At 41.0% G+C, this 26,358-nt stretch carries 23 protein-coding genes; 14 read left to right on the top strand and 9 right to left on the bottom strand.

Annotated elements, in window-relative coordinates:
- Positions 1-168 precede the first annotated feature (168 nt).
- The 4 genes from B1F84_RS10130 to map form a co-directional block, all read right to left on the bottom strand.
- Positions 169-1,140 (bottom strand): tetratricopeptide repeat protein, encoded by a 972-nt coding sequence (locus tag B1F84_RS10130; protein WP_240701995.1) that lies wholly within the window; start codon positions 1,138-1,140, stop codon positions 169-171.
- 327 nt (positions 1,141-1,467) lie between these two features.
- Positions 1,468-2,295 (bottom strand): 2,3,4,5-tetrahydropyridine-2,6-dicarboxylate N-succinyltransferase, encoded by an 828-nt coding sequence (dapD, locus tag B1F84_RS10125; RefSeq protein WP_008110994.1) that lies wholly within the window; start codon positions 2,293-2,295, stop codon positions 1,468-1,470.
- Positions 2,296-2,304: 9 nt separating this feature from the next.
- Positions 2,305-4,923 carry a [protein-PII] uridylyltransferase gene (glnD, locus tag B1F84_RS10120; RefSeq protein WP_131691343.1) on the bottom strand — a complete coding sequence of 873 codons (2,619 nt, stop codon included), beginning with the start codon at positions 4,921-4,923 and terminating at the stop codon, positions 2,305-2,307.
- Between the two features lie 159 nt (positions 4,924-5,082).
- Entirely contained in the window at positions 5,083-5,868 is a 786-nt protein-coding gene (gene map / locus B1F84_RS10115; RefSeq protein WP_010388111.1) for a type I methionyl aminopeptidase, read from the bottom strand.
- 272 nt (positions 5,869-6,140) lie between these two features.
- Between map and rpsB the strand changes: the two genes are divergently transcribed.
- The 14 genes from rpsB (at position 6,141) to B1F84_RS10045 (ending at position 19,702) form a co-directional block, all read left to right on the top strand.
- Positions 6,141-6,869 carry a 30S ribosomal protein S2 gene (gene rpsB / locus B1F84_RS10110; protein WP_008110990.1) on the top strand — a complete coding sequence of 243 codons (729 nt, stop codon included), beginning with the start codon at positions 6,141-6,143 and terminating at the stop codon, positions 6,867-6,869.
- Between the two features lie 104 nt (positions 6,870-6,973).
- Entirely contained in the window at positions 6,974-7,825 is an 852-nt protein-coding gene (gene tsf / locus B1F84_RS10105) for a translation elongation factor Ts (protein WP_008110989.1), read from the top strand.
- Positions 7,826-7,983: 158 nt separating this feature from the next.
- Positions 7,984-8,733: a UMP kinase gene (gene pyrH, locus B1F84_RS10100; protein ID WP_131691342.1), complete on the top strand. Its 750-nt coding sequence runs from the start codon at positions 7,984-7,986 to the stop codon at positions 8,731-8,733.
- Positions 8,734-8,747: 14 nt separating this feature from the next.
- A complete protein-coding gene (frr, locus tag B1F84_RS10095) occupies positions 8,748-9,305 on the top strand; it encodes a ribosome recycling factor (RefSeq protein WP_008467521.1) in 558 nt (185 codons plus the stop codon).
- A 256-nt stretch (positions 9,306-9,561) separates the two neighbouring features.
- Positions 9,562-10,341, top strand: a complete 780-nt coding sequence (locus B1F84_RS10090; RefSeq protein WP_008110986.1) for an isoprenyl transferase — start codon at positions 9,562-9,564, stop codon at positions 10,339-10,341.
- 21 nt (positions 10,342-10,362) lie between these two features.
- On the top strand, positions 10,363-11,229 hold the full coding sequence (locus tag B1F84_RS10085) for a phosphatidate cytidylyltransferase (RefSeq protein ID WP_008110985.1): 867 nt from the start codon (positions 10,363-10,365) through the stop codon (positions 11,227-11,229).
- On the top strand, positions 11,226-12,428 hold the full coding sequence (ispC, locus tag B1F84_RS10080; protein WP_008110984.1) for a 1-deoxy-D-xylulose-5-phosphate reductoisomerase: 1,203 nt from the start codon (positions 11,226-11,228) through the stop codon (positions 12,426-12,428). The genes B1F84_RS10085 and ispC overlap by 4 nt, the downstream gene beginning before the upstream one ends.
- A gap of 1 nt (position 12,429) precedes the next feature.
- On the top strand, positions 12,430-13,782 hold the full coding sequence (gene rseP, locus B1F84_RS10075) for a sigma E protease regulator RseP (protein WP_131691341.1): 1,353 nt from the start codon (positions 12,430-12,432) through the stop codon (positions 13,780-13,782).
- 106 nt (positions 13,783-13,888) lie between these two features.
- The gene (bamA, locus tag B1F84_RS10070) at positions 13,889-16,360 is read left to right on the top strand and encodes an outer membrane protein assembly factor BamA (protein ID WP_131691340.1); all 2,472 of its coding nucleotides are present in this window, start codon (positions 13,889-13,891) and stop codon (positions 16,358-16,360) included.
- An 11-nt stretch (positions 16,361-16,371) separates the two neighbouring features.
- The gene (locus B1F84_RS10065) at positions 16,372-16,890 is read left to right on the top strand and encodes an OmpH family outer membrane protein (protein WP_076919221.1); all 519 of its coding nucleotides are present in this window, start codon (positions 16,372-16,374) and stop codon (positions 16,888-16,890) included.
- Positions 16,891-16,897: 7 nt separating this feature from the next.
- Positions 16,898-17,920, top strand: coding sequence for a UDP-3-O-(3-hydroxymyristoyl)glucosamine N-acyltransferase (gene lpxD / locus B1F84_RS10060; RefSeq protein WP_008110976.1), 1,023 nt, complete (start codon positions 16,898-16,900; stop codon positions 17,918-17,920).
- A 27-nt stretch (positions 17,921-17,947) separates the two neighbouring features.
- Complete coding sequence (gene fabZ, locus B1F84_RS10055; RefSeq protein WP_008110974.1) at positions 17,948-18,400, top strand: 3-hydroxyacyl-ACP dehydratase FabZ; 453 nt, start codon at positions 17,948-17,950, stop codon at positions 18,398-18,400.
- 2 nt (positions 18,401-18,402) lie between these two features.
- Positions 18,403-19,173, top strand: coding sequence for an acyl-ACP--UDP-N-acetylglucosamine O-acyltransferase (lpxA, locus tag B1F84_RS10050; protein ID WP_076919222.1), 771 nt, complete (start codon positions 18,403-18,405; stop codon positions 19,171-19,173).
- A gap of 136 nt (positions 19,174-19,309) precedes the next feature.
- Positions 19,310-19,702 carry a septal ring lytic transglycosylase RlpA family protein gene (locus B1F84_RS10045; RefSeq protein WP_131691339.1) on the top strand — a complete coding sequence of 131 codons (393 nt, stop codon included), beginning with the start codon at positions 19,310-19,312 and terminating at the stop codon, positions 19,700-19,702.
- A 12-nt stretch (positions 19,703-19,714) separates the two neighbouring features.
- Here the strand turns inward: B1F84_RS10045 and cydC are convergent, their stop codons facing one another.
- The 5 genes from cydC to B1F84_RS10020 are packed head-to-tail and all read right to left on the bottom strand — an operon-like array spanning position 19,715 to position 26,105.
- Positions 19,715-21,451 (bottom strand): thiol reductant ABC exporter subunit CydC, encoded by a 1,737-nt coding sequence (gene cydC / locus B1F84_RS10040; RefSeq protein WP_131691338.1) that lies wholly within the window; start codon positions 21,449-21,451, stop codon positions 19,715-19,717.
- Positions 21,444-23,219, bottom strand: a complete 1,776-nt coding sequence (gene cydD, locus B1F84_RS10035; protein WP_131691337.1) for a thiol reductant ABC exporter subunit CydD — start codon at positions 23,217-23,219, stop codon at positions 21,444-21,446. The genes cydC and cydD overlap by 8 nt, the downstream gene beginning before the upstream one ends.
- Entirely contained in the window at positions 23,209-23,373 is a 165-nt protein-coding gene (cydX, locus tag B1F84_RS10030; protein WP_008110965.1) for a cytochrome bd-I oxidase subunit CydX, read from the bottom strand. The genes cydD and cydX overlap by 11 nt, the downstream gene beginning before the upstream one ends.
- A gap of 12 nt (positions 23,374-23,385) precedes the next feature.
- Positions 23,386-24,525: a cytochrome d ubiquinol oxidase subunit II gene (gene cydB / locus B1F84_RS10025; RefSeq protein ID WP_131691336.1), complete on the bottom strand. Its 1,140-nt coding sequence runs from the start codon at positions 24,523-24,525 to the stop codon at positions 23,386-23,388.
- Positions 24,522-26,105 (bottom strand): cytochrome ubiquinol oxidase subunit I, encoded by a 1,584-nt coding sequence (locus B1F84_RS10020; RefSeq protein WP_131691335.1) that lies wholly within the window; start codon positions 26,103-26,105, stop codon positions 24,522-24,524. The genes cydB and B1F84_RS10020 overlap by 4 nt, the downstream gene beginning before the upstream one ends.
- Between the last annotated feature and the right edge of the window lie 253 nt (positions 26,106-26,358).

Below are 26,358 nucleotides of genomic sequence, written 5' to 3'. Positions count from 1 at the left end.
TTGCTTGTTTTATATACTTATATTATTGATAACAGAGTAAATATAAGTTAACGATAAGAGTTAGCAAATTGATAACCATACCTTTTTAATTTAGAGTTCGTGACAAGCAGCTTTGTATTGATTTCATCTGTGTTTAAGTTAGTTCTGCTGAACGCTTATGAATTCAAGCTATAAACTTTTCTCCCAATTACATTGCTTTACTAGATTAAACCAAGGGCTGGTAAACTCTTTAGCTGTAATGGGGTCGGGAAGGGTTAAAGTAACATCAAGCTTTTTAGCCAGATAATGTGCTACTAGCTGTTTCATTTTATCGCTTTCTAATTGCTCATATGCTGCTTGCAGCTGATGTTTATCTTTTTGACTTATAAACTCACCAGTTAAGTTTTTGTAGCCTAGTTCAAGCCAAAGTAGCTGTGCTTGTTTAGCTTCGTTGGGAAATGCATGGGTTAAAGTTGCCGTTGGAGTATAGAGACGTTCAAAGTTAAGCTGATGTTCTTGAATTAAAAAGATCATTAATAAATTCAGCCCAGTCGAAATTTGTCCTGCACGTTTATCAAGATTTTGATTAAGGCTTAATGCACTTCTAAAGTAGCGTTCAGCGTCAGTAACATTCCCTTCATCAAGCGCTAAGTAGCCTAAATTACTTTTTATAAGTGCTGTTACATTAGGAAGCTTTAATTGTGTGGTGAGCTCAAGGCTATCGGTATATAAGGCGCGAGCTTTTGCAAAGTCGTTTTGCGAGCGAGCAACCAGCGCCATACTGTTAGTAAGGGTGAGTCGTTGGCGATCGCTGTGCGCATATTTATAAGCACATTTAAATGAGAGCTGGGCATCGTCTAAATATTCAGCATGGCGCAGCCATATTCCTAAGGCACTCATAATGGGGGTCAATTTTTGCTTGAAATAGTCAGCTTGATGATGCTGAAATATAGCGTCAATCGATTTATAAAGCCGATCGTAATGGCTGGTGGGGACGGCTGTGCGGGCATAAAGCAGATGCCAACGGATAAATAACGCAGCAGGAGCCGTATCTAGCTCTTTAAGGTTCTCAAGAATAATTATTGATTGTGCAGGATTAACAATAAGATAATCTTCGGCTTCGTTAAGTTTAGCTTCAAACGTTGTAAAATCATGAGCCATAGCCTGCGTTGAACCTACTAACACCAACCAACCTATAACGAAAAGGCGCAACAACTTATCCCCAACAATCGAATCATTCAGCTATTCACTATAGATGGAGGTATCTAACAAAGCAACGTCATTAAAAGGTACAAGTGTTGAGGGAAGGTATTATAAAATCACTAAAAAAGCCCTAAACCTATATAAGCTCAGGGCTTTTTCTACACATAATTAATTCTAGCGAATACACTTAACTTTAATGTATCGTTGGGTTTCGTTTTACTCAACCTAACCTACGTTTAACATCAACTTATTCAGTGCTTACAGCTAAAAAATTACAACTGCTTTTTAATCATCAATTGAGCGAAGCAGGGCGTTAATACCTACTTTTTCACGGGTTTGTTGATCAACTTTTTTCACAATAATCGCAGCGTACAAACTATGCGTGCCATCTTTTGAAGGCAGTGCACCCGGAACCACAACTGCACCGGCTGGTACGCGACCATAATGAATTTCACCGGTTTCACGGTCGTAAATACGGGTGCTTTGGCTAATGTAAACACCCATTGAAATAACCGCACCTTCTTCAACAATAACCCCTTCAACAATTTCTGAACGAGCGCCAATAAAGCAGTTGTCTTCAATGATGGTAGGATTTGCTTGTAGCGGCTCTAAAACGCCGCCTATGCCCACACCGCCTGATAGGTGTACATTCTTACCAATTTGAGCACATGAGCCCACAGTGGCCCATGTATCAACCATAGTGCCTTCATCAACGTAGGCGCCAATGTTTACATACGATGGCATTAGTACCACGTTTTTCCCTACAAAACTGCCTTTACGGGCAACGGCGTTTGGTACTACGCGCATGCCGCCTTGTTGAAACTGTTCTGGTGTGTAGTCGCTAAATTTAAGCGGTACTTTGTCGTAAAATTGATTTACGCCATCATTCATTGGCTGGTTTTCACGAATTCTAAATGAAAGTAGCACGGCTTTTTTAAGCCATTGATGAACAACCCATTCGCCAGAAATTTTTTCTGCAACACGCGCTGCGCCACTATCTAGTAGCTCAAGTGCATCAATAATTGCTTGTTTAACATCGCTTGATACGGTTGCTGGGCTAATACTGTCGCGGTTATCCCACGCATTTTCAATCATGGTTTTTAAATCTGACATAGTGTCCTCTTATTCAATTTCGGCGTTGAGTTTTTTACGTAATGCCTGATGAATTTTTGCTTGCTCTTCATCAGTCAGCGCTTGATATTCGTTATTAGATACCACAAAGAAATCTTCTGCGCGCTCGCCTACCGTAGTAATGCGTGCGGCATGTATGTGGAGTAAGTAAGCTTGAAAAACCTCAGCTATTTTAGTTAATAGTCCAGGTATATCAACCGCTTGAATTTCTATTAAACTACGATCCTTACGAGGGTGCGGGCGTAGTACAATCTTAGGCTTAATATTAAAATCTTTAAAACGTTGTGAACGGCTCTTTTTGAAGCGTATTTTTTTTCGCGGATCATTCAATGCTTGCTCTAATCCGCGTTTAATCGATTGCGCACGGCTACTGGCAATTGGGTCGCCATTAACTTCTAAAATAACGAAGTTAAATAGTACGTAGCCATCTTTGGTGGTGAGTACTTGGGCATGTTGAATTTGTGCTTTTTTAGAGCCAATAACACTGACTAATCGAGCGAATAACGCTCCTGAGTAAGGACTGTATGCAAATACTTGAGTACCGCCATGCATTGCCTTATTAGAGACAATAACACTGGGTAGACTCAAGTCGGTACATTTGAGCAAGTGCTCTGTATGCCACGAAATTTGTTGTTCACTAAAAGCGGTAAAGTAATTAGCCTTAAAACGGCTCCAAATTAAGTCAATTTGATCTTCATGATAATGTAAATTAAGTAAGCGCTGCTTAGCTTGATGCTTTTTATCTCGAATTTGGTCGCGTTGATCCATAGGGTTTTCAAGCCCAAGGCGCAAAGCACGTTGTGTATGCAAGTAAAGCTCACGTAATAGCGTGTTTTTCCAGTCATTCCACAAGTTGTCATTGGTGGCACGTATATCGGCGACCGTTAAACAATAGAGGTAGTCGAGCTGACGCTCTGTTTTTACGCGCGATGCAAAATCTTTTATTACATCTGGGTCGTTTATGTCTTTACGCTGCGCCGTTACCGACATAAGTAAGTGGTTGCCAACAAGCCAAGAAATTAACTTACCATCGGATGATGCAAAGCCATGCAATTTAGAAAAGGCAATGGCATCAACAGCGCCCAGTTCAGAGTGATCGCCCCCACGGCCCTTAGCAATATCGTGGAAAATACCGGCTAAATACAGCAGCTCAGGTTTATCCATGCGCGTGACAATTTCGCTGCAAATTGGGAATTCGCTAATCCCGGTTTTATCAAAATACTGATAAATATTATTGATTAGCTTGTGGGTATGTTCATCAACTGTGTAGGCGTGAAATAAATCAAATTGCATTTGCCCAAAGATATTTCGCCACTGCGGCAAATAGGCGGCAATCATGCCATGTTTGTGCATCAGCGTAAAAGCACGTCCCATACCATTAGGGTGCTTTATAATGCGTAAAAAAGCTTCTCGGCAGGCCGCGTAGTCTTGTAGATCGCCTAATAAACGACGGCGAACCTGGCGAATAGTGCGAATAGTGCTTGGGTATATATGGGTAATTTCTGGGTGGTCAGCAATATGCTCAAACAACACAAAAAGTTGGTCGCGCCTAAAGAATACTGACGGACTTTTAACCCGAATTTGATGGCCAACGCGCTCAAAGTTGCGATCGAGTTCTTCAACGGTCGCTTGGCTGCTGTCTGGCGAAATACTTTGCTCAAAGTATGAAAGCAACATTTGGTTAAGCTCACGTACTCGGCTCATGATTCTGAATAAACGCTTCATCATGCGTTCAACCGAGGCTTTACCATCACTACCAAAGCCCAATATTTCGGCAGCTTGGGGTTGGTGATCAAACAATAAGCGATTTTCTGAACGTCCTGCGGCTAAATGCAGTGCAAAGCGGATGTTCCATAAATTTTCAAGACATTCTAACAGCTCTTGATATTCCTCATGGGTCAGGTAGCCGTGGCTAATTAGCTCTTGCAACGTTTCGGCTCTGAAGTGCTTTTTAGCGACCCAAATAATAGTTTGCAGGTCGCGTAGACCCCCTGGGTTTTCTTTTATATTCGGCTCTAGATTGTAGGCTGTACCGTGACATTTTCTGTGGCGCAGGTTCTGTTCTTGTACTTTTGCGACAAAAAATTCACCTGAGCCCCATACTGGTGTTTCAATAATATGGTTTTTGAGTTTTTCAAACTCAATATGATTGCCAAAAATAAGACGGCTTTCTAATAAGCTGGTGGCAAAGGTAACGTCTTCACGTTTTTGATCTATGGCTTGTTCAATAGTACGAACACTATGGCCTATCTCGAGATTAAGATCCCACAACATAGTAACGAATTGGCCAATTTTTTCGCAAATATCATCATTAGGCTGTTTCGTAACAAGTAATAAAAAGTCAATGTCGGAGTAGGGATGTAGCTCGCCACGACCATAACCACCTACTGCAATTAAGGCCAAGTCTGGTTCGTGAGCTAAATCATAAACCTGAAAAAGTTTGATTAGCAGCCGGTCAATAAATTCTGCACGGGCATTAATTAATTTACCAACAGGTTGTTTTGAGAATTCATTATGCAACCATTTATAGAAATAGGCGGAGCAATCACGGTAATCGCTTAATTGCTCAGCATCATTAAGCAACTTTTTTACTTTGTTAGGTAATGCCACTTAGGCTGGCTCCTATATATGGATTGCATTGTAAGTTTGATATTTATTTTTATAATATTTTTGCTGTAAGGGTAATAAGTTATATTATTCCCTTACAGCAAATCGCTTTAGCGATATACAGTAAAAACCTGCTAATACCGCGATTAAGCGCACACTAAATTAATGTTCGATAATTCTATCGATTGTATCATCTGATCGTAGTGTTAAAATTTCAACACCATTTTCAGTTACAAGTAAGGTGTGTTCCCATTGAGCTGATAAACTACGGTCTTTTGTTACCACAGTCCAGTCGTCTTTAAGTAATTTACATTGGCGTTTGCCCGCATTTACCATAGGTTCGATGGTTAAACACATACCTGCTTTTAATGTTTCGCCAGTACCTGCTTTACCGTAATGCATTACCTGTGGTTCTTCATGGAACTCGCTACCGATGCCGTGGCCGCAGTATTCACGGACGATAGAGTAGTTAAAGCTCTCTGCATATTTTTGAATAGCTGCACCAATATCACCAAGGCGAACACCCGGTTTTACCATTTTAATGGCAAGGTATAGACTTTCTTGAGTAACTTCTGCAAGGCGTTTACCCTGAATATTAGGCGTGCCTACATGAAACATCTTTGATGTGTCACCGTGGTAACCATCTTTGATAACGGTGATGTCAATATTTACACTGTCACCCTCTTTTAATGCTTTGTCGTTCGGAATACCGTGACAAATTACATGATTTACTGAGGTACAAATTGATTTTGGAAAACCATGATAATTAAGAGGAGCAGGAACGGCATCTTGCACATTAACAATATAATCATGACAAATTGTATTTAGCTCATCGGTGGTGATACCTGGTACCACATGTGGTTCGATCATTTCTAGCACATCAGCAGCCAAACGGCCGGCTACACGCATTTTCTCGATTTCTTCAGGGGTCTTAATCACAGCGCTCATTGAGGCTCCAAAGTTGCGTTTTTAGATGATTATCGTCGCACAATTTTTGCACGAGACGTTGAGTATTTATTTTTAATATGGTATAAAGCGCGCCGTCTTTTTACAAATAAATTCTTAAATGATTTTTTGTATTTAAGGCAAACACAATTTTATTTTAACACACACACGTATCGTCACATACACTTGGGTGCATTTCAGTTTCATTTAACTGCGGTGTTGGTGCTATGGGATATGTGGAGGCCTAACCCTAAACAACTTAGAGGATTTACAAAATGGCAAACGTTTCAATGCGCGATATGCTTCAAGCTGGTGTTCACTTTGGTCACCAAGCACGTTACTGGAACCCAAAGATGAAGCCTTTCATCTTCGGCGCACGTAACCGTGTACATATCATCAACCTTGAGCAAACTGTACCAATGTTCAACACTGCACTTAAGTTTTTATCTGGTGCTGCTGCAAACAAAGGTAAAGTTCTTTTCGTTGGTACTAAGCGCGCAGCAAGCGAAGCAGTGAAAGAAGCTGCTTTACAAAGCGATCAATTCTTCGTTAACCACCGTTGGTTAGGCGGCATGTTGACTAACTGGAAAACAGTTCGTCAATCAATCAAGCGTCTTAAAGACCTTGAAGCTCAAAGCCAAGACGGAACTTTCGAGAAGTTAACTAAGAAAGAAGCGTTAATGCTTACTCGTGAAATGGAAAAGCTTGAAAAGAGCCTTGGTGGTATTAAAAACATGGGTGGCCTTCCAGACGCTATCTTTGTAATCGATGCTGACCACGAGCACATTGCTATCCGTGAAGCTAACAACCTAGGTATCCCAGTTGTTGCAATCGTTGATACTAACTCTAACCCAGACGGTGTTGATTACATCGTACCTGGTAACGATGATGCTATCCGTGCAATCAACCTTTACACTAGTGCTGTTGCAGCTGCGATCACTGAAGGCCGTGAGAGTAACATCGTTGCTCAAGCTGAAAAAGATGACTTCGTAGAAGCTGAGTAATTAGCTGTCATCAAGTCTTCATCTTTTAAAGGTGAAGACTTGCTATTCTTGTGGAGCGGGTAACCCGCTTATCTAAACCTGATTTCAGATTTGAGGATTTACTAATGGCTGTAACTACTGCCCTAGTTAAAGAATTACGCGAGCGTACTGGCGCTGGCATGATGGATTGTAAAAAAGCGTTAACTGAAACTGATGGTGACATCGAGTTAGCGATTGAAAACATGCGTAAGAGTGGTGCTGCAAAGGCTGCTAAGAAAGCAGGTAACATCGCTGCTGAAGGTACTATCATCATCAAGCAAAACGCGGGTGTTGCAGTACTTGTAGAAGTTAACTGTCAAACTGACTTCGTTGCTAAAGATGCAAGCTTCCTAGCATTTGCTAACAAAGTTGCAGATGCTGCTATCGCTGACACTTCATCTATCGAAGACTTACAAGCTAAGTTCGAAGAAGACCGTGTTGAGCTAGTAACTAAAATTGGTGAAAACATCAATGTACGTCGTCTTCAGTACATCACTGGTGAACAACTAGTTGAGTACCGTCACGGCGAGCGTATTGGTGTTGTTGTTGCTGGTGTTGCTGATGAAGAAACACTTAAGCACGTTGCAATGCACGTTGCTGCTTCAAACCCAGATTATCTAACGCCAGATGACGTACCTGCTGATGTTGTTGAAAAAGAAAAGCAAGTACAAATCGATATTGCGATGAATGAAGGCAAGCCTGCTGAAATCGCTGAGAAGATGGTTGTTGGTCGTATGAAGAAATTTACTGGTGAGGTTTCTCTTACTGGTCAAGCTTTCATCATGGAACCGAAAAAATCTGTTGGCGAAATTCTTAAAGAGAAAAACGCAACAGTTACTGGCTTTGTACGTATGGAAGTTGGTGCAGGTATCGAGAAGAAAGAAGAAGATTTTGCTGCTGAAGTTGCTGCTCAAATTGCAGCTGCTAAAGGTCAGTAAGACATACTATTTGTGATGCAAAAGGAAAATACATGCAATTAAAGTACTATTTGCTTTTGCGTCACGCTTAGAAATTCTTTAAAATAACCGCGCTTTTATGTTTAACATAAGCGCGGTTATTTTTTATCCATAATTCAATAAAAGTTGGCCCCAAAACTATGACTATCAATCGCAAACCTATTTTTAGACGTGTTCTTCTCAAATTAAGTGGTGAAGCTTTAATGGGAGACGAAGGCTTCGGCATCGACCCTAAAGTTTTAGACCGTATGGCACAGGAAATTAAAGAGCTCGTAGAACTCGACGTAGAAGTGGGTTTAGTTATTGGTGGTGGCAACTTTTTACGCGGTGGCTCATTAGCCGAAGCGGGCATGAATCGTGTTGTCGGTGACCATATGGGGATGCTTGCAACCGTAATGAACGGCCTAGCTATGCGTGATGCGCTACACCGTGCGTTTGTAAATTGTCGCTTAATGTCAGCTATCCCATTAAATGGTGTGTGTGATGCGTATAACTGGGCTGAAGCAATTAGCTTGTTGAAAACAGGTCGCGTTGTTATTTTTGCCGCTGGTACGGGTAACCCGTTCTTCACTACTGACTCTGCAGCGTGTTTACGTGGCATTGAGATTGAAGCTGATACGGTAATCAAAGCGACTAAAGTGGACGGTGTATTTAGTGATGATCCGGTTAAAAACCCTGAAGCGACACTTTACCGTCACTTAAGCTACAATGAAATTATTGAAAAAGAATTAAAAGTAATGGATTTAGCGGCATTTACTCTTGCTCGCGACCATAATATGCCATTGAGCGTATTTAATATGAATAAATCAGGCGCATTAAAACGCGTAATAATGGGTGAAGAAGAAGGAACTCTTATTTCTTCACAAGCCTCAGATGAAGTAAGTAAATAGATTAGGATTAAACCGTGATTAACGATATTCAAAAAGATGCGCAAGCGCGCATGCAAAAAAGTGTAGCAGCACTTGGTAGTCAATTATCTAAAATTCGTACTGGCCGTGCTCATCCTGCAATTTTAGACGGCATCATGGTGTCGTACTACGGCGCACCAACGCCTTTAAATCAAGTTGCAAATGTAACAATTGAAGATTCACGTACACTGGCTATTGGTGTATTTGATAAATCTTTAGCGCAAGCGGTTGAAAAAGCGATTATGGCTTCTGACCTTGGTTTAAACCCAATGTCTGCAGGTACGGTAATTCGTGTACCACTTCCTCCATTGACTGAAGAACGTCGTAAAGATTTAATTAAAATCGTACGTGGTGAAGTAGAAGGCGGCCGTGTTGCTATTCGTAATATTCGTCGTGATGCAAATGGCGATATTAAAAACTTATTAAAAGATAAAGACATCTCTGAAGACGAAGCTCGTCAAGCTGAAGATGCAATTCAAAAAATCACTGATAAGTTTATTAAAGAAATGGATACGCAACTAACGGCAAAAGAAGCTGAGTTGATGGAAATCTAATAACTGTTCTAGACCCAAGTAAACAGCTTTAATTAAATAATTAAGTTGCTGTTTATCAGTCTTCGCAGTTTACTATAATTGTGTGATTTTAAAGGGTAACAGAATATGTTTACTCTTTGCTAGTGGCTCGATTGTCAGTAAATACAAGGTTGTTGGCTGTATATTTATCTGCTTAAAGTAGATTTATTATCACGGGTACAGGTTAAATTTATTAGTTTTGAAACGCCGTCTGGGGTATACTAGGCGGCGTTTTTTTATGGAATACACAAAATTTATGGTTCTAGACGCTGATACAATTTCACAGCAATGTTTGCCTAAACATGTTGCTATCATCATGGATGGGAACGGGCGTTGGGCACAAGCTAGAAATAGGCCTCGTGTATATGGGCATAAAAAAGGCGTGGATGCAGTTCGTCAATCTGTGCAGTTTTGTACTAAATTAGGGATACAATCGTTAACCTTATTTGCTTTTAGTAGTGAAAACTGGCGCCGCCCTGAAGACGAAGTAAATACATTAATGGAGCTTTTTTTATTTGTACTAAGTAAAGAAGTTAAAAAGCTGCATAAAAATAACGTAAAACTAACCATCATTGGAGATTTATCTCGATTCTCTGAAAGCTTGCGCGCTAAAGTACATACTGCGCAAGAACTAACAGCGAATAACACCGGCCTGCATTTAAATGTAGCGGCAAATTACGGTGGTCGTTGGGATATGACCCATGCTGCTAAGCAGGTTGCTTTACAAGTAGCAAATGGGGAAATTGATCCCGCAGACATTACAGAAGAACATATTGCACAGCACATGAGTATGGCAGATCAGGCTCAGCCAGATTTACTGATCCGTACTGGTGGCGATGTCAGAATTAGTAATTTTTTACTTTGGCAGGCAGCCTACGCTGAACTTTATTTTACCAATACACTTTGGCCTGACTTTAACGAAGCTGCTTTTGCAGAGGCCATTGCATGTTACGTTGCCAGAGAGCGACGTTTTGGTTGCACGGGCGAACAAATAAAACAATTACTCGCTCAAACCTAAAATAGATTAAGGGTCATCATTTTGTTAAAACAACGTATTTTAACCTCACTAGTGCTAGCGCCATTAGCACTGGCTTTGGTTTTTTACACCCCACTAACGTTATTTAGTTATTTTGCGGGTGCTATTGTATTAATGGGCGCGTGGGAATGGTCTGCTTTTATGGGACTATGCGATAAACTAAAACGCGGTGCGTTTGTATTATTAGTGGCTGTATTACTTGGTTTACTTAATTTACATTGGCCTATAGAAACCCTATGGCAAGATGGTCAGCTTGTTGGCGATGCTAATTACCTATTTACCTTATCGTTTTCATGGTGGCTAGTTGCAAGTTATTTAGTGTGGCGTTATCCCGCGATGGCTAAAGGCTGGAATGAAGGACTGGTGATGCGCGGTATTGCAGGTTTACTGACATTGGTTCCATTATGGCTTGCGCTTAATACACTGCGTAGTGCGCAATATACAGAATCAACACACTATGGTTCTATGCTGATTTTAGTGGTGCTAGGTATTGTATGGAGTGCCGATATTGGCGCTTACTTTACCGGTAAAAGTTTCGGTAAACATAAGTTAATGCCTAAAGTTAGTCCAAATAAAACCATAGAAGGCCTCGCTGGTGGCGTGGTTGCTGCGGTGTTATTTGTATTGGCTTTTTGTTATTACACCAACGTTGATACTTCTGTATGGCCTATTTATGCAGTAATGACGGCATTTATTGCTTTATTCTCTGCGGTAGGTGATTTACTAGAGAGTATGTTTAAGCGCGAAGCGGGTCTTAAAGATAGCGGCAGTTGCCTACCTGGGCACGGCGGTATTTTAGACCGTATTGATAGCTTAACTGCAGCAGCGCCGATGTTTGTTATTTGCTTTGCCTGGACACTGAGTTTATGAGTGCAGTGCAACAACTGGTTATTTTGGGTGCGACGGGGTCGATAGGTCTTAGCACGTTAGATGTTGTTGCAAGAAATCAACAGCAGTTCAAGGTGTTCGCATTAGCCGCTGGGCAAAATGCAAAAAAAATGGCTGAGTTGTGTCTTGCTCATCAACCTCGTTATGCTGTTATGGCTTCAGAGCAAGCCGCTAAGCAGCTTTGTGAACTTTTAAAAGGCATGAGTAAAACACAAGTAATGCATGGCGAGAAAGCTATGAGTGAGCTTTGTGCGCATGTTGATGTTGATACTGTGATGTCAGCAATTGTTGGTGCGGCTGGATTACTACCCACTTTGAGCGCAGTCGAAGCGGGTAAAAAAGTGCTGCTGGCAAACAAAGAGTCATTGGTGATGTCGGGTCAGTTGTTTATTGATAAAGTGAAACAACACCAAGCAACTTTATTACCCATCGACAGCGAACATAATGCTATTTTTCAGTGTTTACCTAGTGCGTTACAAAACACCCAAGGACAAGCACGGCTTGAGCAGCATGGTGTTAGTAAAATTTTATTAACTGGCTCTGGAGGGCCGTTTTTAAACCGTGACATTAATACGCTTGCTAGTGTTAGCGTCAGTGAAGCGGTTGCTCACCCTAATTGGTCAATGGGACAAAAAATATCGGTAGATTCAGCCACGATGATGAACAAAGGTTTAGAGTTTATTGAGGCTAAATGGTTATTTAACTGTGATGCCAGCGATATTGATGTGGTGATTCATCCACAAAGTATTATCCATTCTATGGTGCAATACCAAGATGGCTCTATTTTAGCGCAAATGGGAAACCCCGATATGCGCACCCCAATAGCGCATGCACTTGCTTTTCCACAGCGAATTGATGCGGGAGTTAAACCGCTAAACTTTTCTGATATTTGTGATTTTTCGTTCACCAAACCTGATTTCTCTCGTTACCCTAATTTAAAACTGGCCATTGCCGCCTGTGATGCAGGGCAGGGTGCAACCACGACGGTAAATGCGGCCAATGAAATGGCTGTAAATGCATTTTTACAAGGTCAAATTAGTTTTACTGATATTTATAAAGTGAATGCGCAAACGTTAGAGGCTGCAAAGTTTACCAATGTGCAAACGCTTGATGAAATTTTAGAGTGTGATCGTTTGGCACGCATGAGCGCGACGCAGTTTATAACAAAAGTGGTGCATTAAAATGTTCGATTTTTTTTGGAATTTAGGTTCGTTTATACTCGCGCTCGGTATTTTAGTGACCGTTCACGAATATGGTCATTTTTGGGTGGCACGTAAGGCGGGCGTTAAAGTACTGCGCTTTTCAATTGGTTTTGGTAAACCCTTATTAAAATGGCACGACAAGTACAATACTGAGTATGTAATTGCAGCCATCCCACTCGGTGGTTACGTAAAAATGTTAGATGAGCGTGTTGATGAAGTACCAGCCAATCAGCGTCATTTATCGTTTAATGCTAAATCTGTTCAAGCGCGAATAGCCATTGTGGCAGCAGGGCCCATGGCGAACTTTTTATTCGCTATTTTTGCTCTAGCTGTCATGTATATGGTGGGTGTACAAACTATAAAACCGGTTGTAGGCAATGTGGTTGAAGGCAGCCGAGCAGAGCAAGCGGGCATTATGCCTACTCAGCAAATAATTAAAATTGGTGATGACGACATTGCTAATTGGCAAGATGCGACTTTTTCTTTGATGTCGCACTTAGGTGATAAAAGTGTTGCTGTTACTTTACGCAACGAAAATTATCAACAAACGACGCAAACTCTCAATTTGGATGGTTGGAAACTTGATCAGCAGGATGTACCGCCATTAAGTTCGTTGGGGATTGTGCCGTTTCGCCCTCAAGCGACACTTACAATCGCGGCGATTACTAAAAACTCTGCTGCCGAACAGGCAAATTTACAGGTTAGCGACGTTATTTTAGCTGTAAACGGTGAAACAATGAGCAGTTGGCAGCAATTAGTTAATCTTATTACGCAATCGGCTAACAAATCCTTACAATTTAGTGTAAAAAGACAAGATAGTATAAAAACAATAACAGTCACTCCGAAGAGTCGCGTTGTCAGTAATGGTGTTGAACAAGGCTTTTTAGGGGTTGCTCCGGTTGTAGAGCAGTGGCCTGATGATTTTGTTGAGACTAGACATTATGGGCCACTAGATAGTATTGTGCTGGGCACAAAAGAAACATGGCGTTTAATTACGCTGAGTTTCGACATGATAGGTAACTTAATTACTGGTCAAGTGTCAGTGAAAAATTTAAGTGGGCCCGTCGGCATTGCAGTCGGCGCAGGCACAAGTGTTAGTTACGGATTAGTCGCATTTTTAAGCTTTTTAGCTTTGATCAGCGTTAATTTGGGAGTATTTAATTTACTTCCTCTGCCAGTGCTTGATGGTGGGCACTTAATGTATTACATAATTGAACTTTTTCGTAAAAAGCCGGTCTCTGAAAAGACACAAGAGTTTGGTTTTAAAGTGGGAGCCTTGCTACTCATTTTTCTAACATGTTTCGCTTTGTTCAATGATGTATCGCGCTTGTAGTTGTTTAAGCGTGGTAACGACAAATTAGAACACGATTGTAAAGCTCGTAACTATTTAGTTTACGATGCTAAGCGGTAATACAGTTGTAAAGGATAAAGATAATAAAATGGCTATAAAAAAACATTTGGTAGTTTCAAGTTTATTGGGTGCAAGTTTTGCAGCCCTAGGCCAAAACTCCTTTATTGTTGAAGATTTAAAAGTTGAAGGACTGCAACGTGTCGCACTTGGTGCTGCATTAACGCATATTCCTATTAACGTGGGCGACAATGTTGATGAATACACAATTTCAAAAACAATTAAGTCACTTTATCGCTCAGGTCACTTTGACAATATAAAAGCGTTGCGTGATGGCAATAACGTTATTTTTAAAGTAACAGAACGCCCAACAATTAGCTTTATTGAATTTGAAGGCAATAAAGACATAAAAGATGAGCAGTTAAACCAGTCGCTTGATCAACAAGATATTCGCCAAGGCGAGCCGCTGGATAAAACGGTTATCGATAACATTGAAAAAGGCTTAGTTGAGTTTTTCCACAGCATTGGTAAATACAATGCAAAAGTGGATATTAGCATCACAAAGCTCCCTCGTAACCGGGTTAAATTAAAACTCGAGTTTGATGAGGGCGATGCAGCCTCTATTCGTCAAATCAACTTAGTTGGTAATGAACTTTTCTCAAACGAAGAGCTATTACAGCTTGCAGAGTCGCAACAAGATTTACCTTGGTGGCAGTTTATGGGTAGCGATCGCTATCAAAAACAAACCATTGAAGGCGATTTAGAAAAAATTCGTAGCTTTTATTTAGACCGTGGTTATTTACGTTTTAATATTGACTCAACGCAAGTATCAGTTAGTCCTGAACGTGAATCGGTTTATGTAACGGCCAATATAACCGAAGGCGTTAAATACAAAGTAAAAGGCTTTGATTTCATCGGTGATTTACTCGGTCGAGAAGAGCTAATCAAAAGTGTTATCCCGCTACGCACTGGCGAGCTTTACAACGGTTCAGTTGTTACCTCTTCAGAAGAGTTCATAAAAAGCTACTTAGCGCGTTTTGGTTATGCCAATGCGGAAGTACGCACCATTCCAGAAATTGATGACGAAAATCAAGAAGTACAACTGACCTTATCGGTTGACCCGGGTAAACGTGTTTATGTGCGTCGAATTATTGTTGGTGGTAACCAAAATACAGCCGACGAAGTTCTACGTCGTGAAATGACACAGCTTGAAGGTGCATGGCTATCTAATCAAAATTTAGAGCGTTCTAAGTTACAAATTCAACGCTTACCTTATATGGAAACGGTTGACTTTAATGTAGTGCCTGTCCCTGGTGTGGATGATCAAGTTGATGTTGACTTTACTGTTAAAGAGCAATCAGCAGGTAGCTTTAATGCCGGCCTTGCTTATGGTTCGTACTTAGGTCTGCAATTTAATATCGGTGTGACCGAATCTAACTTTTTAGGTACAGGTAATCAAATTGGTTTTAACATTAATACCTCGCGTGGTTCTGAGCGTGTTAGTGTGTCGTACACAGACCCTTACTTTACGCCAGATGGTGTATCGCAAGGCAGCAGCATCTTTTATAGTAACTACGATGCTAGCCAGTTTAGCTTGATTGACTATAAGTCAAAAAGTTACGGTTTAGGCACTAATATTGGTTTTCCAATTGATGCTATAAACCGTGTTAACTTTGGGGCTCGTTGGATAGAAGAAGAGCTATCTGATATTGCAGAATATGAGCAAACACGTGTACTACGTGAAACCTTCTTAGATCCAGAGAATCCTGATGCGGGCTTTGAGTTTACAAAATATGAGTTAAGTGTGGGTTGGTCGCGTGTAACGGTTAACCGTGGTTTATTCCCAACGGCAGGCTCAAGACAAACATTAAACCTGACAGCCACAACGCCTAATTCAGATTTAAAATACTTTAAATTAAATTACGATTCACGTTTTTACTGGCCGATTTCTAACGATCACCGTTGGGTTTTCTCAACGCGTGCGGCATTAGGTTATGGTAATGGTTATGGTTCTACCAACGGGTATGAGCAAACTTTACCATTCCAAGAGTACTTCCGTATTACAGAAATGGAATTACGCGGCTTTGATAGAAATACCATCTTACCGCGTGCGGTATCACGAGTACCACAATCTATACCAGGCACGCCATCGGGCGATGGTACAACCACTGGTAATATAGGTGGTGCTTCAGAGTTTGACGTGCTTGTTCCTCAAGGCCGTATAGGTGGTAACGCGAAAGCGGTTGCAGGTATGGAGCTTATTGTTCCTACACCGTTCTTAGATGAAGAAAATACCAGTTCAGTACGTACTAGTTTCTTTGTTGATGCAGCTAACGTCTGGGATACCGAGTTTAACGTTGATCGTTATCAAAACTTAGGTATTGATGAGCGTGCAAAATTAGATGACTACTCAGACCCAATGCGCTTTAGGGTTGCAACCGGTTTATCATTACAATGGATCTCACCTATGGGTCCTATGCTGATCAGCTTTGCGTATCCGTTGCAAAAAGAAGAAGATGACGATACCAAGACCATCAGTTTTAATATTAGTAACACTTTCTAAAGGAGTTTTTTATGAAAAAATTATTCAAATCAACAGCAGTTGCGATTTTAGCTACACTTATGATGGGAACATCAGTTAATGCTTTTGCTCATAAAGTGGGTATTGTAGATATGCAAGAAATTTACAAGCAGCTTCCACAAATGGCCAAAATTGAGCAGTCTTTACAAACTGAATTTGCAGAGCGTCGTCAAGAGCTTGAAAAGTTACAAGGCGATATTCGTTTTGAAGCAGAAAAGTTTAAGCGTGAAAGCACCACAATGAGTCAAGACCAAAAAGACGCATTACGTGATAAAATTCAGGGTATGCAAAAAAATCTTGCTGAAAAGGGTCGTCCATTAGAGCAGGAAATTAAAGCACGTCAAAATCAAGAGCTAGCTAAAGTTCAGACTTTAATTATTAAAACTATTGAAGAAATTGCCAAAGATGGCGACTTCGACGAAGTTAAGGTAAAAGACACAACTATTTACTTTAACCCTAAAGAAGTAACTGATCTTTCTGAAAAAGTTGTAACAGCTGTAAGTAAGAAATAATTAATCTATGCAAAATTATACGCTTTCGCAAATTGCGGAACTTCTAAGCGCCGAGCTTCAAGGTGATGGCGCTTTAGAAATTAAAAAAATAGCGACACTTGCAAATGCCCATACTGGGCATATTGCATTTTTAGCGAACAAGAAATATCGCTCTCAACTTGAGACAACACAAGCCAGTGCGGTGATACTGAGCCCTGACGATGCACCTTATTTTTCAGGCAATAAAATCATTGTTACTAATCCCTATGTTAGTTACGCCAAGTTAGCTCAATTAATGGATACTACCCCGCGTAGCGCATCTCACGGTGTGCATCCAAGTGCGGTTATACATGCTACTGCACAAGTGAGCAAAAGTGCAGCCATTGGTGCTAATGTTGTAGTTGAAGCTGATGCTGTAATTGGTGATAACGCACAAATTGGTCCGAACAGTTTTATTGGTGAACGTGCTAAAATAGGTTCAGGCACCAAACTTTGGCCAAGTGTGAGCATTTATCATGATGTTGAGATTGGCGCAGACTGTTTATTGCAAGCAAACACTGTTATTGGTAGTGATGGTTTTGGTTATGCAAATGAACGTGGTGAGTGGCTTAAAATTCCACAACTAGGCTCTGTGATCATTGGCGATAAAGTAGAAATCGGTGCAAGTACCACCATAGATCGTGGTGCACTCGATGATACTATTATTCATAGTAACGTTATTATTGATAACCAATGTCAGATAGCACACAACGTTGAAGTTCAATCAGGCACGGCTATTGCCGGTTGTACTGTACTTGCAGGCAGTGTCACCATAGGTAAAAATTGCCAGATTGGCGGCATGAGCGCAATTAACGGTCACATGTCTGTGTGTGATGGTGTTATAATTACCGGCATGAGTATGGTGACCAAATCAATCACCGAACCAGGTATTTACTCATCTGGTATGCCTCATACGACTAACAAAGAATGGCGAAAATCAATTGCTCATTTGCGCAACCTTTCAGACATGAAATCACGTCTAAAAGCGCTTGAAGCATTGAATAAGTCATGATCGTTGAACACTAAAAAGGATGCTATTTTGGCAAACGAATTAAATAGCCTTGATATTCAAGAAATTTTAAGTTTATTACCGCACCGTTACCCGATGCTACTAATTGATCGTGTAATCGATTTCACTCCAGGTGAATCGTTGCATGCAATTAAAAATGTATCGATTAATGAACCTATTTTCACTGGCCATTTCCCAAATCAGCCGATTTTTCCTGGTGTGCTAATATTAGAGTCAATGGCGCAAGCAACGGGTCTATTAGGGTTTAAAACGGTTGAAAATCGTAGCGAAAACGAACTTTACCTATTTGCAGCTGTAGACAATGCTCGTTTTAAGCAGCCGGTTGTGCCAGGTGATACTATGCATCTTCATGTTAAGTTTTTAAAAGAGCGTCGTAACATATGGAAATTTGCGGCTGAAGCTAAAGTTGACGGCAAAACAGTGTGTAGCGCCGAAATCATGTGTGCTAGAAGAGAGTTTTAATTGTGATCCATGCTACGGCAATAATCGAACCGGGTGCAAAACTTGGTAACAATGTGTCAGTTGGACCATACAGTTACATCGGTAATGATGTTGTTATTGGTGATGACTGTATTATTGAGTCTCACGTTGTTGTTAAAGGGCCTTCTACTATTGGCTCTGGTAACCATATTTTTCAGTTTGCTTCTGTTGGCGAAGCCTGCCAAGACAAAAAATACAACAACGAGCCAACCAGCTTAATTATTGGCGACAATAATGTTATTCGTGAATGTGCAACTATCCACCGCGGCACAATTCAAGATGAAGGCGTTACTAAAATAGGCAGCAATAACCTATTTATGGCTTACACTCATGTTGCGCATGATGCTGTTGTTGGCGATAACGTTATTTTTGCAAATAATGCCAGTGTAGCCGGCCATGTTCATGTTGGCGACTGGGTGATTTTAGCGGGTAACTCCGGTGTGCATCAATTTTGTAAAATTGGTGCGCATGCATTTGTTGGTATGTATTCGGGGGTAAACAAAGACGTGCCTCCATTCGTTACCACCATTGGTATGCCAGCAGGCCCTGCAGCAATCAATACTGAAGGCATGAAACGCCGTGGTTTTGAAAGTGATGAAATTATGGCAGTACGCCGCGCGTACAAAGCGTTTTACCGCAAGAGCTTAGGTGTTGATGAAGCGATTGAGTCACTTGCTGAAGACGCTGAAAAATATCCAGCAGTGCAATTGATGATTGATTTCGTTAAAAGTTCTGAACGCGGTATCGTGCGTTAATACAGAGCATTTTAATAGATATAACAAACCACCTTTGAGCAATCAAGGTGGTTTTTTATTAGTTGATTAATAATTCAGTCTCTACTCAGCCTTGTCCCATTACACTATCTGCACATTTTCCTATAAAGTATAAAAAATGAAACAGACAAAATTAGTATTTATTTCAGTACTATCGGTTATTTTGACCGCCTGCAGTACTGCGCCAAACAAGATAAATAGTCAACAAAGTGATATCTCAGAACGAGGTAAAGCATCATTTTATGCTGATAAATACCACGGCCGAACTACTGCCAGTGGCGAGCGCTTTAGCCAACAAGCGGCAACAGCTGCTCATTTAAAACTCCCGTTTGGTACACGAGTAAACGTTACTAATATTGCTAATAATAAGTCAGTGGTGGTGAAAATTAACGACAGAGGCCCTTATATCCGGGGGCGAATTATTGATTTATCTAAGGCGATGTTTGAAAAAATAGCCGACCCTAAAGTCGGCGTTATTGATGTAGCGGTCACCGTTATTGATAAAAAATAATACTGCTAAGGACTAAAAGCGGGTCGTTAACGCCATATAGTCAGGGTGTTCATTGAGCAATTGTTGATGTGAACCTTGAGCGATGATCTGTCCGCTGTCTAACCAGATGACACTATCCATTTGCGATAACAACGCTGGATCATGAGTAATTGTTAATACACTAGCATGCTCTTTTAGCTGTAAAATACTGTTCATAACGGCTTGTTTAGAAATATTGTCGAGTCCTTCAGTCGGTTCATCAAGCACTAAAATGGCAGGCTGTTGCAGCAGCGCTTGTGCTAGCGCTATACGTCTTGATTGGCCCTGAGATACGTTTCGACCGCCGGTACCCAAACGGGTTTTTAACCCTTGTTTTAGCTCAGAAAACCAATCACCTAACTCTGCCTGTCTTAATGCTGCTATCATTTTTTGCGAGGTTACATTGGGAGCTGCGTAAGCAAGGTTTTCGCCTAATGTACCATCAAAAATATGATGCTGCTGGGCTAAAATATTTAATGTTTTTGCACGACTCTCATTATTTAACTCATGTAGGTTTATGATTTCTTTGCCGCTTTGTAAGCTTATTGTTCCTTGCTGTAGCGGCCATAAACTACTAAGCAAATTCACTAAGGTGGTTTTACCACTTCCACTTCGCCCAACAATGGCTACTTTATGCTTCGCGGGGAGCGCAAAACTCACATTATTTAATGCCTGCTTTTGGCCATAGTGATAGCTGACATTATTTAACGATAAAGCCCAGTGCTTATTTAATAGCTCAATATCTGTGGTTGATACATTATTTGTGCTAAGCGTTTTGTCTTCAAGAATAAAGAGTCGCTCAGCTGCTTTTAGTACATTAGGAAGCTCAATAAAGGCGTTAGGCAGTAACAATACGCTTTCAAAACTGGCAAGCACAAACAGGCTCAACATCGCCAGCTCTACATTTACCATAGCACCGCTAAATACTAGCGGCACAATAGTTACAATGCTGGCAAGCATAGCCAATTGTACTATGAGTAAGCTCAACCCATCAGCGTTGCCAAAAGCCTTATGACGAATAAATAATTGCTGATTATACTGCTCACTTAACTGATCACACTTAGTGAGTTGCTGGTGTCGAGCTTGATAAATATTTAGTTCTCTAAGGCCCGTTAAGGTATCAGATAGCTCTGCTCTTAGTTGCGCACTAAGTAAGGTTTCTTGGTGGCTATTTTTATCTAATTGTCTGCTCAATATAGCGGGTATAACCACCCCAATAACAACGATGCCCGTAAAGCAAATTAAGGCTACACTTGGGCTGTAAGCAGACATAAACAGCATAATAATAGGCACAGTCAGTAAAGCTACTAACATCGGCAGCAACACATTTAAATAAAATTTATCTAGTGCGTCTACATCATTTTGTAAGCGGTTAACTAAATCTGCACTGCGGCTCATAGCCAAATCAAGATTATTAAGTTTACTGAGTGTGGCGAACATATTTACTCGTATTTCACTTAACAATAAAAATGTGGCGTTGTGAGTAACTAAGCGTTCAGCGTAACGTGAAGCGGTGCGCACAATCGCCAAAAAACGAATGGTGCCAGCTGGGGTAAAGTAGTTCATATGGACGCCGGCAATTCCTGCGGCTGCCATAGAAGCTAAAAACCAGCCTGAAATAGCGAGTAAGCCTACATTAGCTAGCACCGTGAGTGACGCTAGAAACGTCCCTAAAAGCATCGCTTTATAATGAGGGCGGCACAATTTGAGTAAACGAATAAAATTAGCCATTAGTTACCCCTTGTTCTGCTGTTTGCAGTAGCTTTGCAAATTCGCCAGATTGCTGGCTGAGCGCTTTAAAATCGCCTTGTTGAACGATGCAGCCGTTTTCCATAACGATAAGTTGCTTAGCATTTTTTACTGTATTTAAGCGATGTGCGATGGTGATCACCAAGTGGTTTTTTGCATACTCAGCAATAGCGTTTTGAATGAGTTGCTCGGTTTGACTATCTAAATGAGCGGTTGGCTCATCGAGCACTAGAATAGGGGCGTGTTTTAAAAATGCACGAGCTAATGCTATACGCTGTTTTTGCCCGCCAGATAGCCCTTCACCTTGCTCACCTATTAAAGTATTAAAGCCATCGGGCAGCTCGTTAATAAATTCCAGTGCGCCTGCTTGCTTTGCAGCATGTTCAAGTGCTTCATGTGAAGCGCTAGGGTTACCTAGTTTTATATTGGCGGCTAGGGTATCGTAAAATAAGGTTGGCTTTTGTGGGATCCATGCAATGCTTTGTTGTAATTGACTTATATTCGCAGTCGTCAATGGTTGTTGGTCAATGGATATGTGTTGTATTACTTCTGGGTGAAAACCAAGCATGCAATCAAGTAGGGTGCTCTTACCTGAGCCACTAGCTCCCACAATGGCTACTAGTCCTGTGCTTGGCAGTGTTAAATTAATATTATTTATTCCCTCATTGCTATTAGGGTAACTAAAGTTGAGATCATGGATGCTGATAGTATTGTTAGCATCAATATTGATATTCGCTGTGTGGCTATCATCATTTTCGGGCAGTGGTGCATTTAAAATAATCAACATATCTGCGGCAGCACTGATCCCCTGCAGGCGCGCATGATAATGGCTGCCTAATTGGCGAAGGGGTAAATAAAATTCAGGTGCTAGTAACAGCACTACAAAGCCAGTAGCAAAATCTAGGGTGCCAAAAAATAATCTAAAGCCAATAATTACCGCTACCAGTGCCACACTAATTGTGGCTAAAAACTCCAGAGCAAAAGAGGATAAAAAAGCAATTTTTAACACGTTTAGCGTTGCGTGCCTAAAATCATCTGAAATACGCGCAATTTGTTTGAGTTCTTTGCGCGTGGCATTAAATAATTTTAGTTGAGTAAGCCCTTGTACACGGTCAAAAAAATAGTTTCCTAATACTGCCAGTTGTTGCCAACGTTTTTGATTAAGCGCCTCGGCTTTGTGACCAACTAGAATCATAAAAAAAGGAATAAGTGGCGCGGTTAATAAAAATATTAATCCTGCTTTGTAATCGGTAGGAAATATAACCACTAATATAGCCAATGGAATAAGCGCACTATAGGCAACACCGGGTAGGTATTTAGCATAGTAGTCATGGAGTGCCTCTACACCATTGTGCAGCGTGTTGAGCGTAGCGCCTTGGCCATTTTTCTCTATATAACTTGGGCCGAGTTGTGTGAGTTTATCGAGTAAGGTTTGGCGAATAGCCGATTTAATTTTAAGCGTAGCAAATGCGCTTAATCGCTCGCTGAGCGCTAAAAAAAGTGCGCGTAACAAAATAATACCCGCTAAAGGCCATAAATACTGGGTAACTTGGGCTAAATTACGCCCTTCAAACATTACCTCATGAATGGTTTGCGCGAGCAAATAAGCACCTGCAATCATTAAAATCGCATTAACGGTTCCAAGTGCAATGCTTAGCTTTAACCACATTGCCGCCGGTTTACTCTGCTGTTTTAAAAAAGCGCGCAGGGGTTGTTGCTGCGCGCGATTTGGTCGGGGATTAGTCGTCATTGTGATTTGTATTATGCTCGTTTAATAAATCATGGGTGGCTTGTTCATCATCAGCAATGCTGTTTTTATTTTGATGAAATTCATACCACATCACGTTTATAACGCCTAAGGTACAAGCAAGCAGTACACCTAAAATCCACGCGAAATACCACATAATTTAGTCTCCTTAATAACTGCCGTGAGGGTTATTTTCAATTTCATCAACGGTCACTCTGCGCCACATTTTCACATAACACCAGGTGGTGTAGGCTAGAATAAGTGGCACAAATATAACCACAGCAATAAACATAACATTGAGTGTTCTGTGGCTCGATACCGCATCCCAAATTGTTAAGCTAATATCAGGGTTATTGCTTGAAGGCATAATAAACGGAAATAACGAAACGCCCGCAGTCATAATCACCCCAATTAACATCACACTGGTTGCTAATAATCCCAAAGCGGGCTTATTTAACTTAGAAAACAGTAGAGCGCACAGCGCCATTGCAAATGCCAAAATAGGGAAGGTCATTGTCCATGGACGCTCACTGTAGTTATTAAGCCATGCGCCTTGAGCAGTGGTAACTACTTTAGCCAGTGGATCTGCATGACCTTGGGTGTCACCCATAGAGGCAATTTGATAACCCGTTAGATTGGCAACCCACACACCAGCTGCCGCAAATAACACTATAAAGGCAAGTAATGAGTAGCGACCGTATTGCCCTGAGCGCTCAGCAACTTGATCAGCTGTGCGCAGTTGTAACCACATGCCCGCATGTGCCACTAACATGGTAATACTTACCAAGCCGGCAATAAGCGCAAACGGATTAAGCAAGGCAAAAAACGAACCTTGGTAACTGACTCTTAATAAATTATCGATATGAAACGGCACGCCTAAAAATAAGTTACCAAACGCTACACCAAATACTAGGGCAGGTATGGCACTGCCGGCAAATAAGCCCCAGTCCCAGTTATTACGCCAGCGTTTAGAGTCAACTTTAGAGCGATAATCAAAGCCTAGAGGTCTAAAAAATAATGCAAATAACACCAGCATCATGGCAAAGTAAAAACCAGAAAATGCTGCCGCATACACCATAGGCCATGCTGCAAATAAAGCGCCACCTGCGGTTATAAACCATACTTGGTTACCATCCCAATGGGCGCCAATAGTGTTAATAACGGTACGGCGTTCAGAATCTGTTTTTCCGACTAAGCGTAGCAACATAGCAACGCCCATATCCATACCATCGGTAATGGCAAAACCAATTAACAGCACACCAATAATTAACCACCAGAGCATTTTTAATGTTTCATAATCAAAAATCATGATAGTTCTCCTTTAGCAGCCGTGCTGTGATCAGGTAATTCAAAATGGTACTTACCGGTATGAAGGGAGCTTGGGCCTTGCTTAATAAATTTAATCATTAACCATGCTTCAACAATCGCCAGTCCAGTATAGAAAATAATAAAACCAGTTAAGCTAATTAAAATATCATTAACCGTCAGCGATGACGTTGCTAAAAAGGTCGGTAATACTTCAGAAATAGCCCATGGTTGACGGCCATATTCAGCCACAATCCAACCAAATTCAATAGCAATCCAAGGCAGAGGAATGCTCAATACCGCCGCCCATAACAACCAACGTTTTTGTTCAATAATACGATGGGCGTTGTAATAAAAAGAGAGAATAAACACGCCAAGCATAATTACGCCACAGCCAACCATAATCCTAAATGACCAAAACATAGGGCCCACTTTAGGGAAGGAGTCTTTAACGGCTTGTTGTATTTGTGCCTCGCTGGCATCTACCACGTTAGGAGTGTAACGTTTCAGTAATAGGCCATAGCCTAAATCATCTTTCACGTTATCAAACTTTTCGATATTTGCAGGGGTATCGTCACCTGCACGAAGTTTTTCTAGGTATTCATAAGCAATCATGCCATTGCGAATACGCTTTTCGTGTTTTTTCTCAAGATCTGAAATACCAATTACTTGCTCATCGAGTGAGCGTGTTGCAATAATACCTAATGCGTAAGGAATTTTTACCGCAGCATGAGTTACTTGCTCTTCGGAGTCAGGAATACCGAGCATGGTAAAGGCGGCAGGCGCTTCTTCGGTATGCCATTCCGCTTCAATGGTGGCGAGTTTTACTTTTTGAACTTCACCGACTTCGTAGCCAGATTCATCACCGAGTAAAATAACACATAAAATAGAGGCTAAACCAAAGCCCGATGCCACCGAGAACGAACGTTTAGCAAATGCCAAATCACGTCCTTTTAATATGTACCAGCTGCTAATTCCAAGTACAAACATAGAGGCGGCAACATAACCTGCAGACACGGTATGAATAAACTTAACTTGTGCTACTGGGTTAAATACCAGCTCTGCAAAACTGGTCATTTCCATACGCATGGTTTGATAGTTAAACTCTGCCCCGACTGGGTTTTGCATCCACGCATTAGCAACTAAAATCCACAGCGCAGACATATTAGTGCCCAGCGCCATTAAAAATGTTACCCCTAAATGCTGGCGTTTAGAGAGCCTATCCCAGCCTAAAAAGAACATACCCACAAAGGTTGACTCTAAAAAGAAGGCCATTAAGCCTTCAATAGCCAGTGGTGCACCAAATACATCACCCACATAATGAGAGTAATACGACCAGTTAGTACCAAACTCAAATTCCATAGTGAGGCCGGTAGCCACACCAATAGCAAAGTTAATACCAAATAACTTGCCCCAAAACTTAGTCATATCACGATAAATCTCGCGACCGGTCATAACATAAACCGATTCCATAATAACTAAAATCCAGGTCATACCGATTGTTAACGGCACAAATAAAAAATGAAATAGAGCGGTGACAGCAAACTGTAATCGCGATAGATCCACAAAGGTTTCATCTATCATTTTTGGCTCCTTTGGTTGTGATGCAGTGACAGCACAAAGCAATTGTCAATAATTTAATAAACTTTCAGTAATTTCTGAAAGTTTGCGTCATTATTAGTGTTTGTACAATTTTTGTCAATATGTATATTAGAAAACTTTAATATACTATGACATTACATCAGCTTATAAAATACGCAATCATCAATTAAGAGTAAGCGATAAAAAAGTGGTGTGTTTTAAGCGTTTAACCTAGCCTTAAAACACGGTAAACTAA

It is taken from the genome of Pseudoalteromonas sp. DL-6 (assembly GCF_004328665.1).
Classification (GTDB): domain Bacteria; phylum Pseudomonadota; class Gammaproteobacteria; order Enterobacterales; family Alteromonadaceae; genus Pseudoalteromonas.
This window is presented reverse-complemented; position numbering and strand designations above follow the sequence as displayed.

Bases quoted from the DNA above. Each gene is read 5' to 3' on its own strand.
- cydC (WP_131691338.1), bottom strand. From the start codon at position 21,451: ATGGCTAATTTTATTCGTTTACTCAAATTGTGCCGCCCTCATTATAAA.
- B1F84_RS10020 (WP_131691335.1), bottom strand. From the start codon at position 26,105: ATGATAGATGAAACCTTTGTGGATCTATCGCGATTACAGTTTGCTGTC.
- ispC (WP_008110984.1), top strand. From the start codon at position 11,226: ATGAGTGCAGTGCAACAACTGGTTATTTTGGGTGCGACGGGGTCGATA.
- cydD (WP_131691337.1), bottom strand. From the start codon at position 23,219: ATGACGACTAATCCCCGACCAAATCGCGCGCAGCAACAACCCCTGCGC.
- cydB (WP_131691336.1), bottom strand. From the start codon at position 24,525: ATGATTTTTGATTATGAAACATTAAAAATGCTCTGGTGGTTAATTATT.
- B1F84_RS10065 (WP_076919221.1), top strand. From the start codon at position 16,372: ATGAAAAAATTATTCAAATCAACAGCAGTTGCGATTTTAGCTACACTT.
- tsf (WP_008110989.1), top strand. From the start codon at position 6,974: ATGGCTGTAACTACTGCCCTAGTTAAAGAATTACGCGAGCGTACTGGC.
- B1F84_RS10130 (WP_240701995.1), bottom strand. From the start codon at position 1,140: ATGGCTCATGATTTTACAACGTTTGAAGCTAAACTTAACGAAGCCGAA.
- bamA (WP_131691340.1), top strand. From the start codon at position 13,889: ATGGCTATAAAAAAACATTTGGTAGTTTCAAGTTTATTGGGTGCAAGT.
- lpxD (WP_008110976.1), top strand. From the start codon at position 16,898: ATGCAAAATTATACGCTTTCGCAAATTGCGGAACTTCTAAGCGCCGAG.
- rpsB (WP_008110990.1), top strand. From the start codon at position 6,141: ATGGCAAACGTTTCAATGCGCGATATGCTTCAAGCTGGTGTTCACTTT.
- B1F84_RS10090 (WP_008110986.1), top strand. From the start codon at position 9,562: ATGGAATACACAAAATTTATGGTTCTAGACGCTGATACAATTTCACAG.
- rseP (WP_131691341.1), top strand. From the start codon at position 12,430: ATGTTCGATTTTTTTTGGAATTTAGGTTCGTTTATACTCGCGCTCGGT.
- dapD (WP_008110994.1), bottom strand. From the start codon at position 2,295: ATGTCAGATTTAAAAACCATGATTGAAAATGCGTGGGATAACCGCGAC.
- map (WP_010388111.1), bottom strand. From the start codon at position 5,868: ATGAGCGCTGTGATTAAGACCCCTGAAGAAATCGAGAAAATGCGTGTA.
- B1F84_RS10045 (WP_131691339.1), top strand. From the start codon at position 19,310: ATGAAACAGACAAAATTAGTATTTATTTCAGTACTATCGGTTATTTTG.
- pyrH (WP_131691342.1), top strand. From the start codon at position 7,984: ATGACTATCAATCGCAAACCTATTTTTAGACGTGTTCTTCTCAAATTA.
- cydX (WP_008110965.1), bottom strand. From the start codon at position 23,373: ATGTGGTATTTCGCGTGGATTTTAGGTGTACTGCTTGCTTGTACCTTA.